Annotated in this window: 23 protein-coding genes and 1 pseudogene; 17 read left to right on the top strand and 7 right to left on the bottom strand. The window is 45.4% G+C overall.

Annotated elements, in window-relative coordinates:
* Nucleotides 1-112 precede the first annotated feature (112 nt).
* Nucleotides 113-598 carry a MarR family winged helix-turn-helix transcriptional regulator gene (locus B3N33_RS02405; RefSeq protein WP_292592077.1) on the bottom strand — a complete coding sequence of 162 codons (486 nt, stop codon included), beginning with the start codon at nucleotides 596-598 and terminating at the stop codon, nucleotides 113-115.
* Complete coding sequence (locus B3N33_RS02400; RefSeq protein WP_099828634.1) at nucleotides 595-1,074, bottom strand: glutathione peroxidase; 480 nt, start codon at nucleotides 1,072-1,074, stop codon at nucleotides 595-597. The genes B3N33_RS02405 and B3N33_RS02400 overlap by 4 nt, the downstream gene beginning before the upstream one ends.
* Before the next feature lie 367 nt (nucleotides 1,075-1,441).
* Here B3N33_RS02400 and B3N33_RS02395 point away from each other — a divergent pair, with 367 nt between their 5' ends.
* The 15 genes from B3N33_RS02395 (at nucleotide 1,442) to B3N33_RS02325 (ending at nucleotide 13,884) form a co-directional block, all read left to right on the top strand.
* Nucleotides 1,442-2,263 carry a fumarate hydratase gene (locus B3N33_RS02395; protein WP_292592076.1) on the top strand — a complete coding sequence of 274 codons (822 nt, stop codon included), beginning with the start codon at nucleotides 1,442-1,444 and terminating at the stop codon, nucleotides 2,261-2,263.
* Nucleotides 2,250-2,750: a FumA C-terminus/TtdB family hydratase beta subunit gene (locus B3N33_RS02390; protein WP_214061137.1), complete on the top strand. Its 501-nt coding sequence runs from the start codon at nucleotides 2,250-2,252 to the stop codon at nucleotides 2,748-2,750. Before B3N33_RS02395 ends, B3N33_RS02390 begins: the two co-directional genes overlap by 14 nt.
* Before the next feature lie 4 nt (nucleotides 2,751-2,754).
* Nucleotides 2,755-3,978 (top strand): NAD(P)-dependent malic enzyme, encoded by a 1,224-nt coding sequence (locus tag B3N33_RS02385; RefSeq protein WP_292592074.1) that lies wholly within the window; start codon nucleotides 2,755-2,757, stop codon nucleotides 3,976-3,978.
* A gap of 234 nt (nucleotides 3,979-4,212) precedes the next feature.
* Nucleotides 4,213-5,442 (top strand): PLP-dependent aminotransferase family protein, encoded by a 1,230-nt coding sequence (locus B3N33_RS02380; RefSeq protein WP_292592072.1) that lies wholly within the window; start codon nucleotides 4,213-4,215, stop codon nucleotides 5,440-5,442.
* Nucleotides 5,443-5,454: 12 nt separating this feature from the next.
* Nucleotides 5,455-6,510 carry a butyrate kinase gene (gene buk, locus B3N33_RS02375; RefSeq protein ID WP_099828638.1) on the top strand — a complete coding sequence of 352 codons (1,056 nt, stop codon included), beginning with the start codon at nucleotides 5,455-5,457 and terminating at the stop codon, nucleotides 6,508-6,510.
* Nucleotides 6,507-7,406 carry a bifunctional enoyl-CoA hydratase/phosphate acetyltransferase gene (locus B3N33_RS02370; RefSeq protein WP_292592071.1) on the top strand — a complete coding sequence of 300 codons (900 nt, stop codon included), beginning with the start codon at nucleotides 6,507-6,509 and terminating at the stop codon, nucleotides 7,404-7,406. Before buk (B3N33_RS02375) ends, B3N33_RS02370 begins: the two co-directional genes overlap by 4 nt.
* On the top strand, nucleotides 7,406-8,491 hold the full coding sequence (gene buk, locus B3N33_RS02365; RefSeq protein ID WP_214061133.1) for a butyrate kinase: 1,086 nt from the start codon (nucleotides 7,406-7,408) through the stop codon (nucleotides 8,489-8,491). The genes B3N33_RS02370 and buk (B3N33_RS02365) overlap by 1 nt, the downstream gene beginning before the upstream one ends.
* Nucleotides 8,488-9,162 carry a cobalamin biosynthesis protein CobQ gene (locus B3N33_RS02360; RefSeq protein WP_292592069.1) on the top strand — a complete coding sequence of 225 codons (675 nt, stop codon included), beginning with the start codon at nucleotides 8,488-8,490 and terminating at the stop codon, nucleotides 9,160-9,162. Before buk (B3N33_RS02365) ends, B3N33_RS02360 begins: the two co-directional genes overlap by 4 nt.
* Nucleotides 9,155-9,379: a 4Fe-4S dicluster domain-containing protein gene (locus tag B3N33_RS02355; RefSeq protein ID WP_099828642.1), complete on the top strand. Its 225-nt coding sequence runs from the start codon at nucleotides 9,155-9,157 to the stop codon at nucleotides 9,377-9,379. Before B3N33_RS02360 ends, B3N33_RS02355 begins: the two co-directional genes overlap by 8 nt.
* Nucleotides 9,380-9,392: 13 nt before the next feature.
* Complete coding sequence (locus tag B3N33_RS02350; protein WP_292592068.1) at nucleotides 9,393-10,451, top strand: 3-methyl-2-oxobutanoate dehydrogenase subunit VorB; 1,059 nt, start codon at nucleotides 9,393-9,395, stop codon at nucleotides 10,449-10,451.
* Between the two features lie 9 nt (nucleotides 10,452-10,460).
* A complete protein-coding gene (locus B3N33_RS02345) occupies nucleotides 10,461-11,213 on the top strand; it encodes a thiamine pyrophosphate-dependent enzyme (protein ID WP_099828644.1) in 753 nt (250 codons plus the stop codon).
* Complete coding sequence (locus B3N33_RS02340; RefSeq protein WP_099828645.1) at nucleotides 11,210-11,749, top strand: 2-oxoacid:acceptor oxidoreductase family protein; 540 nt, start codon at nucleotides 11,210-11,212, stop codon at nucleotides 11,747-11,749. The genes B3N33_RS02345 and B3N33_RS02340 overlap by 4 nt, the downstream gene beginning before the upstream one ends.
* Before the next feature lie 127 nt (nucleotides 11,750-11,876).
* Nucleotides 11,877-12,671, top strand: coding sequence for a zinc transporter ZupT (gene zupT, locus B3N33_RS02335; protein ID WP_099828646.1), 795 nt, complete (start codon nucleotides 11,877-11,879; stop codon nucleotides 12,669-12,671).
* A gap of 133 nt (nucleotides 12,672-12,804) precedes the next feature.
* Entirely contained in the window at nucleotides 12,805-13,104 is a 300-nt protein-coding gene (locus tag B3N33_RS02330; RefSeq protein WP_292592066.1) for a hypothetical protein, read from the top strand.
* A gap of 117 nt (nucleotides 13,105-13,221) precedes the next feature.
* On the top strand, nucleotides 13,222-13,884 hold the full coding sequence (locus B3N33_RS02325; protein ID WP_292592064.1) for an ArsR/SmtB family transcription factor: 663 nt from the start codon (nucleotides 13,222-13,224) through the stop codon (nucleotides 13,882-13,884).
* 13 nt (nucleotides 13,885-13,897) lie between these two features.
* Here the strand turns inward: B3N33_RS02325 and B3N33_RS02320 are convergent, their stop codons facing one another.
* From B3N33_RS02320 to B3N33_RS02310, 3 genes are all read right to left on the bottom strand, one after another.
* Nucleotides 13,898-14,377, bottom strand: coding sequence for a hypothetical protein (locus B3N33_RS02320; RefSeq protein ID WP_099828647.1), 480 nt, complete (start codon nucleotides 14,375-14,377; stop codon nucleotides 13,898-13,900).
* Entirely contained in the window at nucleotides 14,374-15,333 is a 960-nt protein-coding gene (locus B3N33_RS02315) for a hypothetical protein (protein ID WP_292592062.1), read from the bottom strand. The genes B3N33_RS02320 and B3N33_RS02315 overlap by 4 nt, the downstream gene beginning before the upstream one ends.
* Nucleotides 15,334-15,820: 487 nt before the next feature.
* The gene (locus B3N33_RS02310) at nucleotides 15,821-16,858 is read right to left on the bottom strand and encodes an acyltransferase family protein (RefSeq protein ID WP_292592061.1); all 1,038 of its coding nucleotides are present in this window, start codon (nucleotides 16,856-16,858) and stop codon (nucleotides 15,821-15,823) included.
* A gap of 343 nt (nucleotides 16,859-17,201) precedes the next feature.
* Here B3N33_RS02310 and B3N33_RS02305 point away from each other — a divergent pair, with 343 nt between their 5' ends.
* Nucleotides 17,202-19,316 (top strand): hypothetical protein, encoded by a 2,115-nt coding sequence (locus tag B3N33_RS02305; RefSeq protein WP_292592059.1) that lies wholly within the window; start codon nucleotides 17,202-17,204, stop codon nucleotides 19,314-19,316.
* A 191-nt stretch (nucleotides 19,317-19,507) separates the two neighbouring features.
* Here the strand turns inward: B3N33_RS02305 and hcp are convergent.
* Together hcp and B3N33_RS02290 are read right to left on the bottom strand one after the other, a co-directional pair.
* Nucleotides 19,508-21,186 (bottom strand): annotated as a pseudogene (hcp, locus tag B3N33_RS02300) (hydroxylamine reductase).
* Nucleotides 21,187-21,262: 76 nt separating this feature from the next.
* On the bottom strand, nucleotides 21,263-22,042 hold the full coding sequence (locus B3N33_RS02290) for a hypothetical protein (protein ID WP_292592055.1): 780 nt from the start codon (nucleotides 22,040-22,042) through the stop codon (nucleotides 21,263-21,265).
* 160 nt (nucleotides 22,043-22,202) lie between these two features.
* On the opposite strand from B3N33_RS02290, the gene B3N33_RS02285 reads away from it, so the two are divergent.
* Nucleotides 22,203-22,698, top strand: a 496-nt coding sequence (locus B3N33_RS02285) for a winged helix-turn-helix domain-containing protein (protein ID WP_292592052.1), incomplete at its 3' end; no start/stop codon positions are given.

Genomic DNA, 22,698 nt, shown 5'->3' with positions numbered 1-22,698 from the left:
GTACCGGGAGAGTGACCATTGAGCCCCCTCCCGCCATAACATTCATAAAACCAGCTGCGGCGCCCGCAATGTATATCGTGACAAGCTGTAGCAGTGTCATTTTGTGATTCTGCTAACTTGAGGACCCGTCTGATTCGCTCATATCGATCTTCTTCAGAAGCTTTTTGAGCGACGACATAAGAGAAATGTATTCTCTCTGAGAGATATTCACCTGTTCAGCAATCTTCATCGGAATATCAATCGCCTTATCCTTAAGCCCTTTCCCTTTCTCTGTTAGACTTATAAGTACCTGTCTCTCATCACCCTGCGATCTTTCTCTCGTAAGAAGGCTTTGTCTTTCCATCCTCTTAAGAAGGGGAGTTAAGGTTCCTGAATCAAGAAACAACTTCTCCCCGAGATCTTTAACTGTAAGTGGCTCTCTCTCCCACAGAACAAGCATTACAAGGTATTGAGGGTAGGTCAACCCAAACTTTGAAAGCACTGGTCTGTAGAGCCTTGTGATGCCCCTTGAACTGGAATACAATGCGAAACAAAGCTGATTGTCAAGCCTAAGTAGCTCGTCTTCTCTTGGAATCGCAACCTCTTCTTTCTTGGTCACTTAACCGCCTCCTCAATTGCAGAACGAAATGACTCGGGTTCCTCCTTCGGCTCAAATCTTCCAATTATCTCACCCTCTCTGTTAATCAAGAACTTCGTGAAGTTCCATTTCACTTTTCCTGAAAACTCCTTCTTCCCACCGCCAGAAACAAGAAATTCATAAAGAGGGTGTATCTCTTTTCCCTTAACATGTATTTTCGAGAACATGGGAAAAGTAATACCGAAATTCGCATCACAGAACGCCTTGATTTCTTCTTCACTGCCAGGCTCTTGGCGAAGAAAGTCATTTGATGGAAAACCAAGAACGGCAAAGTCTCTGTCTTTGAAATCATCATGAAGCTTCTGCAGACCATCGTACTGAGATGTGTATCCGCATTTGCTAGCCGTATTAACTATCAATAGCACCTTGCCTTTGAAGTCCTCCATGGTCTTGTTCCACCCGTCTATTGTAGTCAGTTCAAAATCGTAAATACTCATTCTTTCACCTCCAATCTTATTGTACACTATTTAGTTGTACTATGGAACCTTTCTCTCTTGAGTAGATTTAATTATGATGCATTACGGCTTTCCATATATTGATTTCATAACAGCTGGAGAATCTAGATTGTGAAAATTTAATAGCTTTGCAGTTAAGTGGAGAAGCCCAAGTTAGTATTCTATCTAAGGCTTTTCTGAAGTATCTTTCTTCTGCTGTTTCTCAGCTTTCGTTACGAGCTGAGAATACTGACTTCCTTCATGCTTCCGATTTGGAGAAATGATCATTAGGGCAATCGGGTGTGCAAAGTGTTATAAATGAATATGACGTTGCTCATCATAAGCTTTTCACAGATAATGAGGTGAATTCTTGATAAAAGCATCTTCGATAGCGGGAAAGGTCGAGACCGCATTAGTAAAGGCAAACACAACAATGGATGATAAGATCAAATCCTCTCTAAAACTCTACACCGGTCCTTTCTCATCTATTCTGAATGAGAACTCGTTACTTGCAGAAAAGCTGAAGCTTCCCCTGTGCCAGGACACAGGTTTCATTGAATTCTTTGTCTTCATCGGTCAGGAGGTATCTCTTGAGGAACCCTTATCAGACACCCTCGATACGGCTGTCAGGAGAGCGTATTCAAAAAGTCCCTATCGATACTCAATTGTGAAGGACCCCCTAATACACAGAGAAAATACCGGAGACAATACACCTTCGGTCGTGCATACTTTCATGGTTTCCGGAAGAGAATTAGAGATACGTTTCCTCGTAAAAGGAGGAGGCAGCGAGAATCTCTCGAGACTGTTCATGCTCAACCCGACAACATCTCAAGAAGAGTTCATAGAAACAATTTCCAATTCAATTTCTGAAGGAGGAGCCAGGGGTTGTCCTCCACTCAGGGTCGGAATAGGCATCGGGGGAAGCTCAGAGAAATCAATGCTCCTTGCCAAGCTTGCTCTGACTAGAGAGTTGGATTCAAAGAATCCCGACGTTGACTACGCCTTACTTGAGAAGAAACTTCTGAATAAGATCAATTCCCTCCATATCGGTTATCAAGGACTGGGAGAGGGGATGACCGCTTACTCGGTTAGCATTGAAACTGCGCCTTGTCACATTGCGATTCTTCCAGTTTCATTGGCTGTTGATTGTTATCTCTGTAGAAAGGGGGTAGTTACCTTTGAAGATAGATGATTTGTCCCCCGGTCAAGAAATCAGCTTTACAGGCAAACTCATAGTAATGAGAGACGCAGCTCAGATGCGCCTCAAGAAGTTGTACGAAGAAGGCGAGCCTTTCCCTGTTGAGCTTGAAGGAGCAATTGTATTCTATGCCGGTCCGGCCAAGCTAGTTGAAGAAAGTTGCGGAGCAATCGGCCCTACTACTTCTCTCAGGATGGACGGTTTTTTGGAAATGCTTTTCGAAAAGGGCGTTCTGGCAACCATCGGGAAGGGAAAAAGATCGGATCTGGCAGCAAATCTGTGTAAGGAATTTAGAAGAGTCTATTTGATCGCTCCAAGCGGAGCGGCCGCTTCGCTTGCGCAAAGGATCGAGTCTCTTAGGGTCATCGCTTACGAAGATCTAGGCACTGAAGCAATATTCGAGATTGATGTCAGAGACTTTCCGTTGATTGTAGCAACTGATGTTAACGGTTCGGATTTTTTTACTTTGAATAGAAGGTGATTGTGTGAATGAAAAGGCATTGAAACTTCACAAGGATCTACGGGGAAAGTTGGAAGTAAGAAGCAAAGTGAGAGTGGATAGCATGGAGGCACTTTCGCTTGCTTACACTCCAGGGGTAGCCGATGTATGCAGAGTGATTGAGAGCGATAAGGAACTTGCCTACGACTACACAAACAAATGGAATTACGTTGCAGTAGTCTCAGACGGAACGGCAGTACTTGGACTAGGGGATATAGGCCCCGAAGCTGGACTTCCCGTTATGGAGGGGAAAGCCGTCCTGTTCAAGGAATTCGCAAATGTGGATGCCTTTCCCCTCTGTATAAATGTCCATAGTTCAGAGGAGATTATCTCGTTCGTGAAGGCAATTGCCCCAACCTTTGGAGGCATAAATCTTGAAGACATCTCCTCACCAAAATGCTTCTTCATTGAAAGCGAACTTCAGAAGATGCTTGATATTCCAGTCTTTCATGACGATCAACACGGTGCAGCGATTGTCGCCGTTGCTGCGCTGAGAAATGCGCTGAAGATCGTTGGAAAGAAGATTGAGAATCTAAAGATTGTAACGGTTGGCGTTGGTGCGGCCGGAGGCGCAACAATCAAAATGCTGCTGGCGGCAGGTGCAAGGAATATTGTTGCAGTCGATAGAAATGGAATACTAAACAGGAATCAGCCAGCTACTCTCCTAAACGAATTTCACTCAGAGATCGTAAAGGAGATTAACCCCGATAACCTCAGCGGAAATCTGGAGGACGCTGTGAAGGGAGCAGATCTCTTCATTGGCACTTCTGTTGCCGGGCTTCTTTTACCTGAAATGGTGCGCAAAATGGCTCCCGAACCGATCATATTCGCTCTGGCCAATCCCGTACCGGAGATTATGCCGGATCTTGCCCGCAGCGCAGGTGCATCGATTGTCGCCACCGGCAGATCAGACTTCCCAAACCAGATAAACAATGTTCTAGCTTTCCCGGGTATCTTTAGAGGCGCTCTTGACACACGATCAAGAGAGATAAACGAAGCTATGAAGTTGGCAGCAACTGACGCCCTTGCGTCGGCTGTGCCTGAAGAAAAGCTTTCCAGGGACTACATTTTGCCAAGGCCGTTTGAACCGGGAATCGCAAGAAAGGTTGCACTTGCCGTTGCAAGAGCTTCTGTTGACTCGAGATGTTCGAGGCTCTCCGGTGAAATAAACCTTGAGGAACTGATTGAAATAGGATTCAAGAGAATCTGAAAGTCTATTCTCGTATACATTTCTTTCAGGTGGAAATACCTCCATCGTCATGCACATGACTGCACGTATGCAATATGTTGCATGCAAAAGTATGCACCGAACGGAAGCCAAAAGCACGGAAGCTTCTGTATTTAGCCTTCTATAAGCGATTTATACAATTGTTATCTCTTGGCATGCTATTGCTAACTGAATTATTGTGATGATTACTACGATAACTACCAGGGGGTGTAAATCGTGACAGAAAAGTTTTCAAAGATCGCACTCAGAATGAAATCGAACATCATCAGGGAACTGCTTAAGGTGACCTCGAACCCGGGTATGATTTCTTTTGGCGGAGGCGTTCCCGACCCGGACACTTTTCCACGTTCAGAGATGGCTGAAATATCAAAGGAAATACTGGAAAAGGAGTACAAGTTCACACTTCAGTACGGTCAGACTGAAGGTGATCCTATACTTAGGGAAGAGTACATCTCCCTTCTTAATAGGGAGTACGGCATTGAGGGTCTTGACATCGATAATCTTTTGGTCACAGTAGGATCCCAAAGTGCGCTAGATCTTGTCGGTAAGATCTTTTTGGATGACGACAGCATTTACTTCGTGTCGAAGCCGGTATATTTGGGAGCTGCGAGTGCCTTTTCTCTAAGGTCGAACGGGTACGTATACATGACCCTTCAAGAAGACGGTGTGGATCTTGATATAGTTGAAGACAAGCTCAAAGAAATCGAAACTCGCGGAGAACTCGACAAAGTGAAGTTCATCTACACAATCTCGAATTTCCACAATCCAGGCGGCGTAACAATGAGTTACGAAAAGAGAAAGAGACTCGTTGAGATTGCAGAAAAGTACGATGTTCTCATAGTTGAAGACGATCCTTACGGTGACCTAAGATACGAAGGAGAAGCGATCGATCCGATCTTCAAGATTGGCGGGCAAGAAAGAGTCCTGTTGTTGAGAACATTCAGCAAAATCCTGTCGCCTGGGCTTAGGCTCGGTATAGTGATCGGCAATAAGAACATAATAAGAAAGATGGTAATGGCAAAGCAGGCTTCAGACCTCTGTACGCCAAGCCTCACACAGCGTATCGCCGCAAGATATCTTCAGAGGCATAACCTCCTTGCCCAGATAAAACCAACGATTGCGCTTTACCGAGAAAAGAAGGATCTGATGCTAACTGAACTCGACAGAAACTTTGGTGACATGAACGGCTTTTACTGGACAAAACCCGAAGGCGGCCTCTTTATATGGTTCACTCTTCCTGAAGGTTTCGATACAGGAGAAATGCTAGAGCTAGGCAAGACCGAGAACATACTTTTCGTCCCAGGTCAGGCCTTTTCACTCGACAACACCTGTCAGAACTCAATGAGGCTTTCATTCTGTCTGCCTCCTAAAGAGGATATCATCGAAGGAGTCAAGAGACTCAAGAAGGTAATTGTGGAGTACGGCAAAGAGAAAAAGCTACTCTGAGGGAGTGATTAAATGAAGATCTTGGCCATAAATCCCGGCTCCACTTCAACTAAGATCGCTGTCTACAATGACGATACCGAGATCGCCAGGGGATCTATTCAGCATGTCCCTATGATGAAGGAAGTTGATGATGATATTCAGGAAAGGGTAGAAGAGATCAAGTCCTTCTTGCGAAACGAAGGGATCGAGCTTGATTTTGACTCAATAGCCTGTAGGGGAGGAATCTTGCCCCCGCTTGAAAGCGGAACATACAGAGTGAACGAGAGAATGGTTGACTTTCTTCTGCACCATGCTGAAGTAGAACATCCCTCTAATCTCGCTGCTCCCATAGGTTTTCGCCTCTCAGAAGGAAGAGTCCCGGTCTTTGTAACGGACCCGATCTCTGTAGACGAATTCTGTGAAGAGGCACGATTATCAGGTCTTCCTCAACTGCCGAGAATCTCGAGACTTCACGCGCTGAACATGAAGGCCGCCGCAAGACAGGTTGCTGCAGATCTGGGTAGAGATGTCGATAACCTGAACCTGGTGATCGCTCACCTGGGAGGGGGCATTTCGGTCGGGCTACAGCTAAAGGGCAGAGTGGTCGACGTCAATAACGCTACTGACGAAGGCCCTTTCAGTCCAACTAGAACGGGAGAACTCCCGGTCGCCGATCTTGCTGAGATGTGTTTCGCCGGGAGATACACCGAGAAGGAACTCTTAGATAGATACCTGAAGTCAGGAGGGTTGCGGGCATATCTAGGTACAGACGACCTTAGAAAGGCCCTGGAGATGTCAGAGAGTGATCCCGAGGCAGCTCTTGTCGTTGATGCAATGGCTTATCAAATAGGTAAGGAAATTGGCGGCATGGTCGCGCTAGCAGGCGGCTCAATAGACGCAATCGTTCTGACAGGCGGTATGGCATACAACTCCCAGTTCGTTCAGAAGATAAAGAGTTACGTTGGGAAATTCGCTCTGGTCGTCATCGAGCCTGGAGAGAACGAGCTTCTTTCTCTCGCTCTTGGCGCACAGAGAGTTCTTAGAGGAATAGAAACTGCGAAGGAGTTTGATCCGGAGGTGGCAACATGATCACAAGTCTTGCACAGCTAATCGACCGTGCAAAGGTGAATCCTGGAGTAATCGCTGTTGCTGCTGCTGAAGATCCTGTGGTACTTTCAGCAGCGAAAGAGGCCGCAGACGAGGGCATTGCATCGTTCATATTGTTCGGCGACAAGAACAAGATTGAAGCCATCAGTGAGGAGATCGGCTTTCACGAGAAGCTTTCTGTAGTTGACTGTTCTTCAAAGATAGAATCGATCGAGAAGGCCGTAAGAGCTGTTTCGTTCAAAGAAGCCGAAATCCTGATGAAAGGAAACGTAAAAACCGGCGAACTCCTTAATGTATTCTTGAAGGATGATTATGGTCTCAAGACAGGAAGAACGATGAATTTGGTCACTATATTCGAGACAAAGAGATACCATAAACTTCTTCTCGTTACTGATGCCGGGATGGTTATTGCCCCTGATTTGGGTCAAAAGGGAGATTCGATAGTCAACTCTGCCTCAGTTGCAAAGGTTCTGGAGATCGACAAGCCAAAGGTGGCAGTTATTGCCGCTATAGAGGTCGTAAATCAGAAGATGTCCGCAACTCTCGATGCGGCGGTACTTTCACAGATGGCTAAGAGAGGTCAGTTTGGTCATGTTGAGGTAGATGGGCCCCTTGCTCTAGATAATGCAGTATCTCGTGAAGCTGCCGAACACAAGGGTATTTCAAGTTCTGTAGCTGGAGACGCAGATATTCTAGTTATGCCTGACATTGAAGCAGGGAATATATTCTACAAGACCATGGCATTCCTCTGCGACAGTCAGCTTGCCAGTACCATAGTTGGAGGTAAAGCACCAATAGTACTTACCTCTAGAGCCGATTCCGCCAGGACAAAACTCCAATCCATCGCTTTGAATGTTCTTCTTGCAGGAGTGATATGATGCCTGTCATACTCGTTATAAACCCAGGATCTACTTCAACAAAACTCGCACTCTTCAGAAACCTGGAGATGATAAGTGAACATACCATAAGACACTCTTCCGACGATTTGAACAGATTTTCTTCACTATATGAACAGCGAATGTTCCGAAAGAAATTGATAGTCGACTTTCTGGAGTCAGCAGGACACCCTCTCAGTGAAATAGACGCAATAATCGGAAGAGGCGGTATGCTCCGACCTCTCGAAGGCGGCACATACGCGGTTAGTGAAGCAATGATAGATGATCTCAGATCTGCCAAGTATGGCGAGCACGCCTCTAATCTAGGAGCCATAATCGCTAATGAACTCTCTAGAGAAAGTGGCAGGGAAATCCCGGCATTCATTGCAGATCCAGTAGTCGTTGATGAAATGGAACCCGTCGCCAAACTCACAGGTCATCCGGACTATTCGAGAAGGTCGATTTTCCATGCTCTTAATCAGAAGGCAGTGGCTAGAGAAGTGGCTTCGAGATATGGAAAGAAGTACGATGAAATGAACTTCGTTGTCATCCACATGGGTGGAGGGATTTCCATTGGGGCTCACAGGAGAGGAAGGGTTGTCGATGTGAACAATGCTTTGAACGGGGACGGCCCTTTCAGTCCTGAGCGAGCCGGAACACTTCCGATTACAGGTCTTATAAAGCTATGCTATTCAGGGCGATACTCAAAGGAAGAAGTAAAAAAGCTTATCAAGGGAAAGGGAGGACTATTTGCCTACACCGGAACTAACGATTGCCAGAAGATCCAGCAGGCGATTGTTGATGGTGATAAGAAGGCAGAACTTGCATACAGAGCGATGGCCTATCAGATAGTTAAGTGGGCCGGAAGAATGGCTGCTGCCTTGAGCGGTGATGTCGACTCTATCATAATTACTGGAGGAATAGCCTATGACAGAAGGTTCATGGTCCCATGGCTGACCGAGAAGCTGTCCTTTCTCGCGCCAATAGATGTTGTTCCGGGAGGAAATGAGGAGCTGTCCCTTGCCGTTGCCTGTTTGAGAGTCCTTGAAGGAAATGAAATGGCAAAAGAGTACAGGAGAGCAGAATGAAGTTTTCTAAGAAAGTGCTTATCTTCATGGGTATGTTTGGCAGCGGCAAGACCGAAGTATCTTTGAATGTCGCTAGACTGCTTGCCGATAGAGGAGAAAGGGTGGCCCTCGCCGACATCGATACTATAAGTCCATACTATAGATCCCGCGATATGAGAGAGAGCTTTTCTAAGTTCGGGGTTAAAATCGTAGCTCCCAAAGGCACGCTGGCCCATGCCGACTTGCCGATAATTCCGGCAGAGGTATTCGGTCACGTTGAGAATCCGGATTACAGGGTCATCCTTGACGTTGGAGGGAACGATGACGGAGCAATAGTACTCTCTTCACTGAGCACGAGACTACCGAAAGAGGACTGTGAGACTTACTATGTCATAAATCCCTTCAGGCCGTTCAACGACACAGTCGAAAACGCGGCTTCTCACTTCCTGAGACTTCAAGAGAAGTCTAGAATGAAGATCAACTATTTGGTCAACAACTCAAATATTGGATCTGAGACGACAGACGAGAATATTATCGAAGGAGAGAAGTTCGTTAAGCTATTATCCGAGAGGGTCTCAACACCTGTGGCCTTCACTGTTCTGATGAACGCAACGAGAAAAGGAAATGGGATGTTCGATCAATTTTGGATTGAGAAGTATATGAAGAATTCATGGGAGGTAGAAAATGAGTAAAGACTTCGTGAAAGTAGACGAAGAGCGATGCAAGGGCTGCGGTCTATGCATCAACTTCTGCCCTAAGAAAGTGCTGAGCTTCTCTGAGAAGTTCAACTCCAAGGGCTATCATCCGGCACAGCAGCATGATCTCGAGAATTGCATTGGCTGCGGATTCTGCTACATGATGTGTCCCGATACCGCAATAACTGTCTTCAAAGAGACAGCAGAAGTATAGGGGGGAAAATTAGATGGCCGAAAAAATGATGGTTAAAGGTAACGAAGCAATGGCTGAAGCTGCAATAAGGGCCGGCTGTAGGTTGTATTTTGGTTATCCGATTACTCCTCAATCGGAGTTTACAGAGTATATGGCTCGGCGAATGCCTGAAGTAAGCGGCGTATTTCTTCAGTCCGAGAGCGAAGTAGCGGCGGTGAATATGGTTTACGGAGCCGCAAGCACTGGTCACAGAGTTATGACTTCAACTTCGAGTCCCGGCTACAGCCTCATGCAAGAGGGGGTATCTTATATTGCTGGAGCAAGGCTTCCTACGGTTTTTGTGAACGTTGTACGAGGGGGACCTGGACTGGGAGATATTCAGCCAGCACAGAGTGACTACTTCCAGTCAACGAAGGGCGGGGGGCATGGTGACTATCATTTGATAGTTCTAGCGCCCGGCAGCATCCAGGAAGCGGTAGATCTTATGGAGTCTGCTTTTGATTTAGCTGACAATTACAGAGTTCCGGTAATGATTCTTGCAGATGGAATGCTTGGTCAAATGATGGAGCCTGTTGTCTTCCCCGAGTTTGTCAAACTTGATGGAATCAACGACCATTCCAGTTGGGCATTGAGGGGAACAGAAGGAAGGGAACCTCATAAGGTAACTTCCTTTGATATCGATCCTGTAAGACTTGAAGAGATGAATATCGTTGTCCACAAGGGATACGATGAGATAAAAGCAAAGGAAGTCAGATATAAGTCTCATGATCTTGATGATGCAGATTACGTTCTAGTCGGCTATGGAACGATGGGAAGAATTCTAGGCAGTGTAGTGAAAATGGCAAGGAAACAGGGAATCAAGGTTGGATTGTTCAGACCAATCTCGTTGTGGCCGTTTCCATACGCAGAGTTAAAAGAGGCGGCAAGAGGAAAGAAATTCTGTCTGGATGTGGAAATGTCTATGGGGCAGATGGTCGAGGACGTTCGCCTTGCAGTCGAAGCAACTCTTCCGGTTCATTTCTATGGAAGAACCGGAGGAATGGTTCCAACGCCTGACGAAGTGTTAAGAGAACTCGTCAGACTTATAGGATGAGGTGATTGTATGGAACAGGCTACTTACAAGAGACCAAAGTCACTTGCTAGAAACGAATTCTCGTATTGCCCTGGTTGTCACCACGGCATTATCCATAGACTCATAGCAGAAGTAATTGATGAACTCGACATTCAAGGAAAGACGCTAATGGTTGCTCCCGTTGGATGCTCAGTCTTCGCCTATCAGTTCTTTGATGTAGACGGTACCGTTGCCCCGCACGGAAGGGCTCCAGCAGTAGCTACGGGAATGAAGAGAGCGATGCCTGATAGAATCGTATTCACGTATCAGGGAGATGGAGACCTCGCGGCCATAGGAACCGCCGAGATAATTCATGCCGCAAATAGAGGCGAGAAGATCACCACGATCTTCGTCAACAACGCGATCTACGGTATGACAGGCGGCCAGATGGCACCGACGACCTTGCTTGGAATGAAAACCACTACTTCTCCGTATGGGAGAAAAGCAGAGACGGAAGGGTTTCCGATTCATGTTTCAGAATTGCTGAAAGAAACCGCCGGAATTGTCTATCTGGAAAGAGTGGCTGTGAGTTCTCCTCAGGAAGTTAGGAAGGCAAAGGCTTCAATAAAGAAGGCCTTTGTCGCACAACAAAAAGGGCTGGGCTTCTCATTGGTCGAGGTTCTTTCGACTTGCCCGACAAACTGGGGCCTCAACCCGGTGGAGTCAATCAACTGGCTAAATGAAAACATGAAGAAAGAGTATCCCGTCGGGGTATTTGTCGACAAGGTCGGTGATTTCAAATGAGTGAGCATCTCTTGGTTGCTGCGGGATTTGGGGGACAGGGAGTGATGCTGATAGGACAGATTCTTGCAACGGCGGGAATGTTCGACAACAAGCACACTACCTGGCTACCGTCATATGGTCCTGAAATGCGAGGCGGGACTGCGAACTGCACGGTTGTCGTTAGCGATGAGCCGATTGGCTCACCTATTACGAATACTCCAAACGAGTTGATAGTAATGAACATCCCTTCTCTTCTGAAGTTCGAGAAGGAGATTCAACCTGGCGGACTCATGGTGATAAACACATCTGTTGTTGATAGAGATACGAGTAGAAACGATATTTCTGTCGTCAAGATCGATGCAAACTCGGTCGCTGAGAAGCTCGGTAATCTCAAGGTTGCAAATATGGTAGTTCTAGGCGCATACCTTGGCAGGGCCGGAACGGTCACTCTCGATGGAGTAAGAAAGGCACTGGAGAAAAAGCTAACAGGAAGAAAAGCAGCACTCGTAGATTTGAATATTCGTGCCATAGAAGAAGGCATGAAGTCAGTTAAGTGATCTTGAAAAGACGCGCCCAGAGCGCGTCTTCTTTAGACCTTTACGCTAATCAAAAATCTATGCAGAATGACTGCCAAACCAATGAAGAAATGTATAATCTTTCTAGCGGACTATATGGAGGATTACGATGCAACTTGACAATTTCTGGCCAGCGTTTTTTTTGACTGTTTTTGCGGGGCTTTCCACCGGGATCGGCAGTATTCTTGCGATTTTCGCAAAAAAAACCAACACAAAGTTTCTTTCAGTTTCGCTTGGCTTCTCCGCCGGTATAATGATATACGTATCCTTCGTCGAGATCTTTGTAAAGAGCGGTGAATCTCTCCAGAAGTCTGTGGGAAGTGGCATAAGCGACTGGATTAATGTAATCGCTTTCTTCGGAGGTATAGGCATTATTGCCCTGATCGACTTCCTTGTACCTTCCGCAGAGAATCCTCACGAAATGAGAGACGTAGATGAAATGCAAGCCAAAAACAAAACTCTCTTGAGAATGGGGCTTTTCACTGCGTTTGCCATTGCTGTCCACAACTTTCCTGAAGGGCTCGCAACATTCCTTGCTGCCATGAAGGATCCGTCGCTTGGGGTACCTATTGCGGTTGCGATAGCAATCCACAATGTCCCTGAAGGGATCGCTGTGGCTGTTCCGATATATCACGCAACGGGAAGCAGGAAGAAGGCTTTCATGTATTCATTTCTTTCGGGTCTGGCAGAACCGGCTGGCGCTTTGATCGGATTTGCGCTGATAAATATCCTTTTCACCGACATTGCATTCGGGATTGTCTTTGCCGGAGTTGCAGGGATAATGGTTTACATATCTCTAGATGAACTCCTTCCTTCGGCAGAGAAGTATGGAGAACACCATCTCTCCATATCGGGATTAATAGCCGGAATGGCGGTCATGGCGGTCAGTCTGCTCATACTGTAGTTCATTCTGATAGAATCGTGTTGCAAGTGCTTGGACAGAAAGAGACATCCATTTATCAATGAGATTTATGTTGTTCTTCGCTTTATAGTGATAGACTATTCGCGTTAATGTGAGTCTTGGGGGGTGGTAAGTTTTGAAATGGATTGACAACAAAGTGGAAGTTTGCTCCAGCACAGCCTGCGATCTTCTCCATGGTTTGTTCAGATTGAATAACAACGAGAGATTTCATGAGTTGTTTGAGTCTTCACTCTATAAGGGCAAGTTTGAACCAAATAGGGATATTCAAAACTGGGTTTCCGAAACAAAGAGTATTCTCACTCCGGACATACTTGAGAAGCTAAAGGAGTTCTTTGCTTGGGAGACTTTTTTTTGGAATGTGCTTTCTTCCGGATGTTACGCACAGCAGCCTCAAAAATGCAAGACAGCTAATTGAACACTTAAGAGAAATGCCCGAAAGGGTTTTGCTCATTTCATTTATTCCGGTTACGGTCCGAGAAAAGGCGCGGTAGATATTAACACCTTCGAAGGAATAATTGAAAACGACAATGAAATGCTTCTCTTTGTCTCGAAAGACATGTCATTCTCTCCGGAAAGAAAAGCCGTTCTCTTCGAGATGCTTTCTGGTCCGGAGAAGGCCAAAGAGGACTTCATTTACTTGTTTGAGTGGTTTTACGAAAACTCATTTTCTGTGATAGAACCAAAGCTCGAAAGGACGCTTCCAAAAGTAGTAACTGATCTGAAGAAAGAGATTGAAGCTTCCGGCATTAAGTTTCTGAAGACACTCATAAAGAACATCGACTATACGAGTTACGAAGTGCTCGAAAGAACTGTGATTTGTCCCAGCTACTTCTCCGAATTCCTGGTCTCAAACGCAGCAATACCTTTTGTAAAGGAAGATATGTATACTGTGGGATTCCGCTTCAGAGAGGTAATGACCATTCCCAAGAATCAGCTGGAAACGTCTGCCGATACTTTTGATGCTCTTGCTCATGAGAAAAGACTCGCCATAATTAGGCATCTATCGATGGGCCAATCTTCCGGACATGAGCTCGCAAGAGCGTTAGATCTTTCTGATTTCGAGATTGGAGAGCACATCGACTTCTTACGTGAAGCAGGTATGGTCAGCGTGGAGAAGATGAATCAAATGATGTATTTCTCTCTCAACAAGGAGGCTGCCGTCTTAAGATTGGTAGAGCTCTTGAAGGCTTTATAGAAGTTAATGAAGGTTAGGTGTTCTCTTCCAGTTTTCGATGAATCACCTCTATTTCAAGCAGGCGGAGCCTATTGAAAATCCTTTCGTCCTTCTTGTTTTTTAGGAGTTGAAGAGCGACTTTTGCGCCAATCGAAGCCAGACTTCCAAGTGTCTTTCCGGTCGTGTACCATTGCTTCAGCGGAGTCTCTTTAAGAATTATCTCAACGAGAGTCACTTCTTCCTCTTTCATAACTACACTGTGAGGCTCCAAACTTCTCTTCTGCATCTCGAGCTTCTTTTCCAGGTTTTCATATATCTTTCTTATACTTGACAGCGAGACCAAGCTCTCAACTGAATATTCGTTTGCTCTCTTAAGAGGAAGAGAGCTGTCGAAAATCTCGAGCGCGCCTTTAAGATCGTCTTTTTCGGGGATCTGACCTTTCCTTTCCATCTGGAAATCGAAGCGAGGCTGGATTCCAGTACTCTTGAGCCGAATCCTCTTCTCACCGCTCATATATCAAGAGTATCCTTTTCCGTCTCGGCCATGATTCTAGTTACTTCAAACTTCAGATCTTCATCTATCAACGAGAAAATATAACCGTAGACGTAATTGAAGTACTGCATAGTTGGACCATCGAAATAAGAGGTGTTCAGTGTTCCAATGTATTCTTTCAAGGTTACGGGGAGTGAACTCCCGCTTTTGGAAAGTTCCTTCTCATTCTCAGTGAACTCATCAAGGAGCTTCTTCAACCTCTCTATCGCTTTTCTGTTGTATCTGGAGTACCTTGCACTTCTCAGAGACTCAACCTTTTCTTCAGCCATTTTGTAAAAGCCGTTTTTCACATCTCTGTATCTTTCATTCTGGCTTTCATCGACCAGCGAGAGGTCCATACCCGTTTCAAGTCTTGCGGCATTGTTCATAGCATCCCTTATGGCCATCTCATCATTTGACGCTCTGATACCTTCCAGAATGTTCTCGAGCTCTTTCAAAATCTCTTCATTTCTCTCCCGCTGTCTTCTCTCGATCTCAAGATCTCTTTCCTTTCTTAAAGAGTAAAACTCTTCCTGTGCCTGTACCAGTCGCTTCGAATACTCAGTTAGAAGCGATATGGAGTCTGTGCCGGAAGCCGCTCCAAATTCCTTTATGATGCTTTCCCCACGCGTGAATATTTCCTCTACTTCTTTCTCTGTCTGGGCCGTCTTGAGATCTGTGAAGACTTTGTCCATTGCAAGCCTGAAAAACTCTATGTTATTAGGAAACTTACTGGTGGCTGCACTCAATACCAACCTACTCTCGAAATCCTGTTTCCCCTGCTGAAGCTCTTTCAAACGTTGTAGAAACTCGTCGGGACCAGGGTCTTTCCTGAACTTAAACTCATAAGGTCCAAGGAATATACCCCCCTCTCTCAGGATAAGCCTATAAGCAACATAGCCTAACAAAACAGCAATAATGATCAGTAACGCAGTCATAGGAATCCCTCCCGAAACACGCCTTCAAATAGGATGATACCATTTTTTGATAGTCACCGGACAGAGGGCGATATGCAGAGTAAAGTTTTACGGTTGGATCAACAAATAGTATAAGAGCTAGAATCACCTTTTCTAAACAGGACTCTCTTCGAAAGCACTCTCAGATTCTCTGAAAGCTCGACCTCCAATAGTCTAGTTATTGGCTAGGAATAACAGAACAACAGTCACCGAAATGTATTCGCTACGAGTGGATTCCGTTTGGTGGAGAATCTCTTTTATTTATAAAGCATTCCCAGCGATCATCTGTTATCATTCAGACTGAACAAACTAAAGGAAATAGCCCTTAAAGGAACATGAACTTTCCCGTCTTCTACAACGGAATCTGATGTGCACAGCGGCCCTCTATGTGTTATCAAATAAGTCTCGAAAGCTGCAAGTCGAAACTGACTCTTCGCATACTCTGAGGCAATTCATCTCATCATTCTCACTAAACTAATTCTGTGAAAAGACTCCTGCGTTTCACCAGGAAGGTGCCTGACATAATCATCATAGCCGGTTTGGGGATTAATCTGATCATCAGATAGATCAGAGCCATGTTCATAAACCAGTATATATACCAAAACTTTTGCATGATCTCAATCGGATTCCCGAACACATCGAATATGGGATAGACGAGAAAACCTGCGGCTATGTGATAACCTAGTATGAAAAGAGTATGTTTGCCAAAGAGAGAGAGGATAGACCTCGCAAGCTTGACCTTCTCAAGAATCTGAGCTAGACCGCATACAGCTATTATCCCAACCAGTGCAGCAATTACGTATAGAAGAGGTGACGAGCCGAAGTAGTCTTCCATCAGATAGACTTCGTTAGAAAAAGCAGCTGTTGAAACGAATAATGCACATGCAGTTACCGTAAGGAGAAGAGGGATTCTTTTTGAAGAAAGTCCCAATGACTTCACCACTTTACCAACGGCAAAATATGGAAGCACGGCAAGCGCAACATCAATTTTGAAGGGCAGAGCCCCGTAGAAGAAGAACATCGACACGAAACCCAGAACAATTCCAATCGGTAGAATATTCAGCTTCTTCAGAACTGAATAGTAGATCTCCGTGACGAAAACGGCAGGAACAAACCATAATGGAATGATGTTCAGTGGAATTATCCCCACGGCAGTACGAACGGTCAGAACATTCACCAAAACTGAGCCAATGGAGAAATTTAGTTCTTCTCGCGTCACCAGCAGTTTGACGATCAGCCAGATTAGTATGTTGAACCCGGCCATTGTGTAGTAAGGCACCATTAGCTGCTTAAGCCTCTTCTTTACGCCCTTCCTAATTGGCAGTTCCTTTGAGAAAAGACCGGAAAGAAAGAAGAAGGTGCAGGCCGCCGGGTTTATTAGATTAGCAACTAACTGAGGGGGGAGAGTGTGATACATAATCACCAGTGCCATAAGAAAACCCCTGGCAACATCAATCCAGACGATACGTTCGCCGCTTAGTGCAAATTCTGCTGGTTGTTTATTCAAGAGCGACACACTCCGCTGAAAATCTCACTGACAGTATATCACAGGTGAAAGAGGCTTGGTTAATCATTTGGTGGCAATGGTAAAATGCAGACAGTGGTGACGTGTGAAAAAATATCAGTACTTCAAACCGAAATATGCTCGAAAATTAGCTGTTTCTTAGGGTGTTTGTCTCCGATAGACTGTGTTTGGAAGTTTCGATTAGTAGAGTGCTGAATTATATGGCTCACGTTGTTATACTTAACATTATAGGGAAGTGAAACACATTGGGTCCCGAAGCAAATGGAAGTACAGTCTGTTTGAAGGAATTCGCTGGCCAAGCGGCCGTCTGGCAGGAGGTATGCTTATGAAAAAAGTTCTTATCTTTCTAATTGTCTTGATCTCGGTAGTTACCCTGGCCCAAGAATATGATGAGTTGTTCAACAGTCTCTTGTCAAGGAGTGATGACTTCGTTTCATTCTCTGGAGCCGGCTTTGATGCGAGATTCGTTCCTGCTTATGCTGCTACCGACTCCGAATCAAAGGTTATCGGCGATCAGAATCTGCTGGGCATACTAATCATCAGATCTACGAGAGTGATGGACTTAGAAGTGAACAACGTTGCGATAATTGACAGCGAAAGCGAAGAGAGAGTCCCTTATCAAATCTACAAAGTTGAAGATCTCTCCGTGCCCTTGCAGTTACCCTTTTCCCTTCCATCTGGTGGAGTTCTGGTATTGACTTCAAAATCAGAAGTTCAGGACTACTTTATGGACATAAGAATACAACAGATTCTTCTCCCGTGGAGAGTGAAGACCACAGAACCTGGAAAGATAGTCGAGATGGCACCCGTAACCCTTGATGAAACGACGCCGGAAGTTGACGTCCAGGAGACATTTGATTACGATTCAATAGTTGAAGGCATGGCCGATCTTAACGACAGACTCAACTTCCTTCAGGACAACGTCGAAGGACTGAACCTACAGTTCAGGAGGCTAAACACATTATTTCTGGATACTCAAGTCGCGCTGGCAGAATACAAAGCAGCGGTTGACAGGGGAGCTTTCGACATTGAAGAATTCGCAGTATCGATAGAAAACAGGCTTGTTTCTCTCGAAGATGCGGTTGTCGATAATCCTGTGCTTAGAATTGAGTTCGAAGAACTCAGTGATTCGCTCGAACGACTCTATTTATCACTTGTAGAATGGAGTGACGAGATTTCTAGAATAGAAACGCTTGCAGCATCACAAAGCCATCTTAACGACAGAGTGAATAGCCTTCAGGACTCGATTGAGGATGTGAGAGCCTCTGCAGCAGAACAGACCGACTCTGCAGTTATTCTATCCATAAACGAGAAAATTGATGAGATCTCCGAAGTCTTGTCAGCAATGAAATATGGATTTGAAGAACTGGAAAACTCTGTTGAAAAACACTCGGGCGAAATAGAATCAATCCACGAAAGATTAGTAATGGAGTTGGATATTCTGGATAATCGATTTGAGGTTGTTGAAACAATGTTTGAGTCCAACACCGAAGCCATCCTGAATAATAGTGAGCTTCTGAATGAAGTGGCTTTGGAACTCGATGGATTGTCAAAACACGTTTCAGAGATTTCTCTAGCTCAGATGGAAAGAGTTAGTTCATTATCTGAGACTCTCTTGTATATCGAAGAGAGAGTATCGGCTACTGAACTGTCGCTAGCTGCTCTAGAAGAGATAAGAGCTAGACTAACCGCTTCAGAATCAACTGCCAAAACTCTCTCTAATAGAATTGATACTCTCGAGGAACATCGTTCTTCAATCGAAGGTACTTTGGAGGTTCTTGAGGAAAAGATTGAAGATCTCGAAATCGGTGTATTTGGAACCGGAGCAATAAACTTCGCTGAACTCGAAACCGAGATACTTGAACTCCGCGGAATAGTCGACAGTTTGTCTAGGGGATTCGTGAGATTCAACTCAGATTTGATAAGTCTCGGAGAATCGATTCCGCCTGCAGGAGTATCTGTAGAGGTTTTTGGAGAAGCATACGATGAGTTGACCGGGAGTATTGGAGAACTAAACTCTGAGCTCTCGGACGTAAGAACCCTTTTGGTTGACCTTGATCGTTCGATAGAACTTCTCGAAGAATCTCTGGGAGTTGTATCCGTAGATCTCGACAGTATGAAGGGGAATTTTGATGGCTCGGTTGCTGCAATAGATAGTAATCTGAAGGCAATTCAACGGCTCCAGAATGATCTATCCAAAACGAAGGAAGAGCTAGCCGCAACCGCGCAGGAACTCAGGAGTCTGTCATCGGAACTGACGGCGGTAATTGTTACCAGGGATGAGATCACTGAAATAACTGAAGAGGCAGTTAAGCGAGTTGGAGAAGAAACAGCGCGCGAGATCGCATCACTGAAAAGGACGAATAATATCTGGTTGACGGTAGCTGTTATCTCGTCGCTTGCAGCGCTTGTTCTGGGAATAATAAACATACTCCCTTAATTGACATCATGTTTCCATAGGACGAGAGTGGCTCGGGAGGGGGAGACCCAAGTTACCAAGGTGATCGGTTCCGTCCCACACTTCGTTGGGTCCGACAAAGCCGGGCACTTAGCGGTGCCCGGCTTGGGAGATATTGAGCCTAATCTTACTCAAGACTTGTTATTGATGGTTCTTCTTTATCTTGCCACAGACTAACCAACAATAGCTTTGAGATCCTCTTCCGCCGTCGTAATTGGTTTTATATCAAAGTTATCCACAAGAACCTTGAGAACGTTAGGTGATACGAATGCGGGAAGAATCGGTCCAAGACGTATTCCCTTCACTCCCATGTAGAGAAGTGCGAGAAGAACGGCAACCGCCTTCTGCTCATACCAAGCGATATCGTACTCTATCGGCAGATCGTTTATGTCATCAAGTCCAAAGGCATCTTTGAGCTTGAGAGCCGTCACCACTAGTGAGTACGAGTCATTACACTGGCCCGCATCTACAACTCTCGGTATACCACCGATATCGCCAAGATCAAGCATATTATATCTGTACTTTGCACAACCTGCAGTCAGGATAACCATATTGTCAGGCAGTTTCTCGGCGAGTTCAGTATAATACTCGCGTTCTTTCGAGTGACCGTCACAGCCACCCATTACCACGAATTTCGTTATCGCCCCCGACTTGACCGCGTCGATTATCTTATCCGACACTTTGGAAAGCTGATCATGAGCAAGACCCACAACAATAGTCTTACCTGGTCTGGCACCTATATCACCGATTTTGAGAGCCTCTTCTATGATCCGCGAAAAGTCCTTCTGCTTACCATCCATCCTGTTAGGGATATGTGCAACGCCCGGCCAACCGACAAGGCCCGTTGTGAATATTCTCTCCTTGTAAGAGTCCCTCGGTTTCTGAATGCAGTTCGTGGTCATTAGAATAGGACCTCCAAACTCTTCAAATTCCTTCTGCTGATTGTACCAGGATGTACCGAAATTCCCCTTTAGGTGATTGAACTTCTTAAGGTTCGGATAGGCATTTGCAGGGAGCATTTCGCCATGAGTGTAGATGTTTATTCCCTTTCCTTCGGTCTGCTTCAGGAGTTCTTCGAGATCCAGGAGATCATGTCCGCTCACCAGAATTCCAGGTCCCTCAAGTGTTCCCGTATATACGGAAGTTATTTCGGGATTCCCGTAGCTTGTCGTATTCGCTTCATCCAGCAAGGCCATAGCCTTCACCGCATACTCTCCTGCTCTTAAAACAAGGGACACATAGTCGTCGGCACTTAGCGAATCGTCGAGACAGGCCGCCATTCCTTCCTGAAGAAAATCAAGGATCGAACTTTCCGAGTGTTTCAAAATGTACGCGTGATCAGTGTAAGCGGCGATTCCCTTAAGTCCGTAAGTAAGAAGCTCCCTGAGTGAGCGGATGTNNGTGATCGGATGTCTTCATTTCTTGTATCCATAACGCCAACTTCGGCACCTTTCATTTCGTAAACATCAAGCCCACCGGAGACTCTCCAGGTGCAGGCTTCTGGAACTTCTCCGTCAAACTCCTTACCATGTACTCTCTTGAATGATTCTCTGAACATCACTTCGATCCTGTCTCTTGCGGCCAGAGCCTTATCGATCTTCTTACCAAGACTCACAGGATCGAAGTCGACATTTGTTATTGTTGTGAACAGTCCTTCAGCGATGTGGAGGCCTGTGTCGGAATCGTTTATCCCGACTTCTCTCGCTTTCACTCCCCAAAACGAAGTTCCTTTTAGAATCCAGATGAGAAGATCTTGAAGATTTGCCACTTCCGGCTCTTTTCCACAAACACCTTTGACGGTGCACCCTGTTCCCTTCATCGTTTCTGAACACTGAAAACAGAACAAGTGAATCCCTCCTTCGCTATCATAACTATCTTACATCCGCTGTGAGGGCTGTATCGGTAACATATGTTACACATCATCCGAATCAATAGTATATGAACTCTCTTGAGTAAATGAACTCCTCAGGAGGATTGGAGCCATCTTGAAATTCCGTTCTTCTAAGCTCACGGGTGGGGTTGCCGTTTTCGTCTCTCAGAAGTATGTCAACCCTCGTTCGGTATTCAGTGGCGTGTTCCATGCCTTCTTTTCTGATTCTTACTATGGTAGTCTCGCTCTTGAGGAATCCGTTCAGATCATAAGTGAATCTACTCTCAACGACTATATTGACATCCGTACCAAGGTCTTCAACGTTCTCTCTAACAATGGAATAACTCTTTGTCTTTCTTCCGCTGTCGTCGAAGTAGAGAGTGTTGGTTGAAGACCCTGTTTCCGTTGATATGGAAAAGGAAAGCGTTCTTTCGACCAAATCCAACCAGTAACAAGTTCTCTCAAGTTCATTCCCAGTGCCGTCAAAGGCAATGGCTTCATAGAATTCATCGTCATAGATGACTTCAACCGTCTGGAAGACCTCACCTTCATCGTCTAAGAATTCCTTCCTGACGAGCCTGTCAAACTCGTCATAAACGTAGATGATCTTCATACTACTTCTTTCACTGGCGATCAGCAAACCCGACTCGCTAAAAGAAAGCGTCTCGGGTTCCGAAACCAGTAACTGGGCACCTAACCTGGCGATTTCGACTCTGACACTCTTCAGATCTCCAACGAAACCGAATTGTTCTGCAGTCAATTCCTCTTCCATGAAGACTGCTGATAGTGCAGTAAGTACGACAAAGGTTGAAATGAAAATCAGTAATGCTTTTTTCATGCTTCTCTCCTCGCTTTGCTCTTTGACCTATGCTAATCATATCAAATTACTGGCAAAAGGATATCGTCAAACGCTCAAACTCAATAACACTCCGCTCTATCTTCCCAATTCTGATATACTGAGTATGAAAACAAAGACGCTTCTGTTGGGGGGACCTAAGGTGAATTTCAAAGAACTCTCTGAAGCAAGTGGAATAAAATACGAAACGGTGAGGAACTACGTTAAGGTCCTCATTGAAGAAGGACTGATTGATGAAGTCAATGAGGAAGTGGTTGAAGTCGTCAAGAAGATGCCCAGTTTCACTTCGCAAGGTCTGACAGTTGTTGAAGCCGCGCACAGGGCTACAGGAAAAGCGGACTCCAAAAGTTCTCTCTCCGAAGAAGTATCCGAACTTCGAGAAAGAGTTCACACCCTTCAAGAGGAGAACGAACAGCTTAGGAGAGAGCTTCAGGAAGAGAGGTCTCTCACTAACTATCTGAAAGAGAACCTAGCATCCTTTGAGGATCACACTAAGAACTCTTCTGGAATTACAGTTTACGGAAAAGAAGCAAGTACAGCTGCGGATGCTCTTAAGAGCGCTATAAAGTCTGCCGGAAGCGGTTTTTTACAATTCCTACAGTGGCTTTTCGACACCGAAGAGAAAGAAACTGCCGAGA

Origin of the sequence: Mesotoga sp. UBA5825, from assembly GCF_002432955.1 — a bacterium.
In the GTDB taxonomy this organism is placed as follows: Bacteria; Thermotogota; Thermotogae; order Petrotogales; family Kosmotogaceae; genus Mesotoga.
The sequence above is the reverse complement of the archived record's forward strand: the minus strand, read 5'-3'. Positions and strand labels throughout refer to the sequence as shown.

Excerpts from the sequence above, each read along its gene's own strand:
- B3N33_RS02290 (WP_292592055.1), bottom strand. The coding sequence starts at position 22,042 with ATGAAAAAAGCATTACTGATTTTCATTTCAACCTTTGTCGTACTTACT.
- buk (WP_214061133.1), top strand. The coding sequence starts at position 7,406 with ATGCCTGTCATACTCGTTATAAACCCAGGATCTACTTCAACAAAACTC.
- B3N33_RS02320 (WP_099828647.1), bottom strand. The coding sequence starts at position 14,377 with ATGAGCGGTGAGAAGAGGATTCGGCTCAAGAGTACTGGAATCCAGCCT.
- B3N33_RS02370 (WP_292592071.1), top strand. The coding sequence starts at position 6,507 with ATGATCACAAGTCTTGCACAGCTAATCGACCGTGCAAAGGTGAATCCT.
- B3N33_RS02360 (WP_292592069.1), top strand. The coding sequence starts at position 8,488 with ATGAAGTTTTCTAAGAAAGTGCTTATCTTCATGGGTATGTTTGGCAGC.
- B3N33_RS02350 (WP_292592068.1), top strand. The coding sequence starts at position 9,393 with ATGGCCGAAAAAATGATGGTTAAAGGTAACGAAGCAATGGCTGAAGCT.
- B3N33_RS02305 (WP_292592059.1), top strand. The coding sequence starts at position 17,202 with ATGAAAAAAGTTCTTATCTTTCTAATTGTCTTGATCTCGGTAGTTACC.
- zupT (WP_099828646.1), top strand. The coding sequence starts at position 11,877 with ATGCAACTTGACAATTTCTGGCCAGCGTTTTTTTTGACTGTTTTTGCG.
- B3N33_RS02345 (WP_099828644.1), top strand. The coding sequence starts at position 10,461 with ATGGAACAGGCTACTTACAAGAGACCAAAGTCACTTGCTAGAAACGAA.
- buk (WP_099828638.1), top strand. The coding sequence starts at position 5,455 with ATGAAGATCTTGGCCATAAATCCCGGCTCCACTTCAACTAAGATCGCT.
- B3N33_RS02325 (WP_292592064.1), top strand. The coding sequence starts at position 13,222 with ATGCTTCTCTTTGTCTCGAAAGACATGTCATTCTCTCCGGAAAGAAAA.
- B3N33_RS02340 (WP_099828645.1), top strand. The coding sequence starts at position 11,210 with ATGAGTGAGCATCTCTTGGTTGCTGCGGGATTTGGGGGACAGGGAGTG.
- B3N33_RS02315 (WP_292592062.1), bottom strand. The coding sequence starts at position 15,333 with ATGACTGCGTTACTGATCATTATTGCTGTTTTGTTAGGCTATGTTGCT.
- B3N33_RS02355 (WP_099828642.1), top strand. The coding sequence starts at position 9,155 with ATGAGTAAAGACTTCGTGAAAGTAGACGAAGAGCGATGCAAGGGCTGC.
- B3N33_RS02400 (WP_099828634.1), bottom strand. The coding sequence starts at position 1,074 with ATGAGTATTTACGATTTTGAACTGACTACAATAGACGGGTGGAACAAG.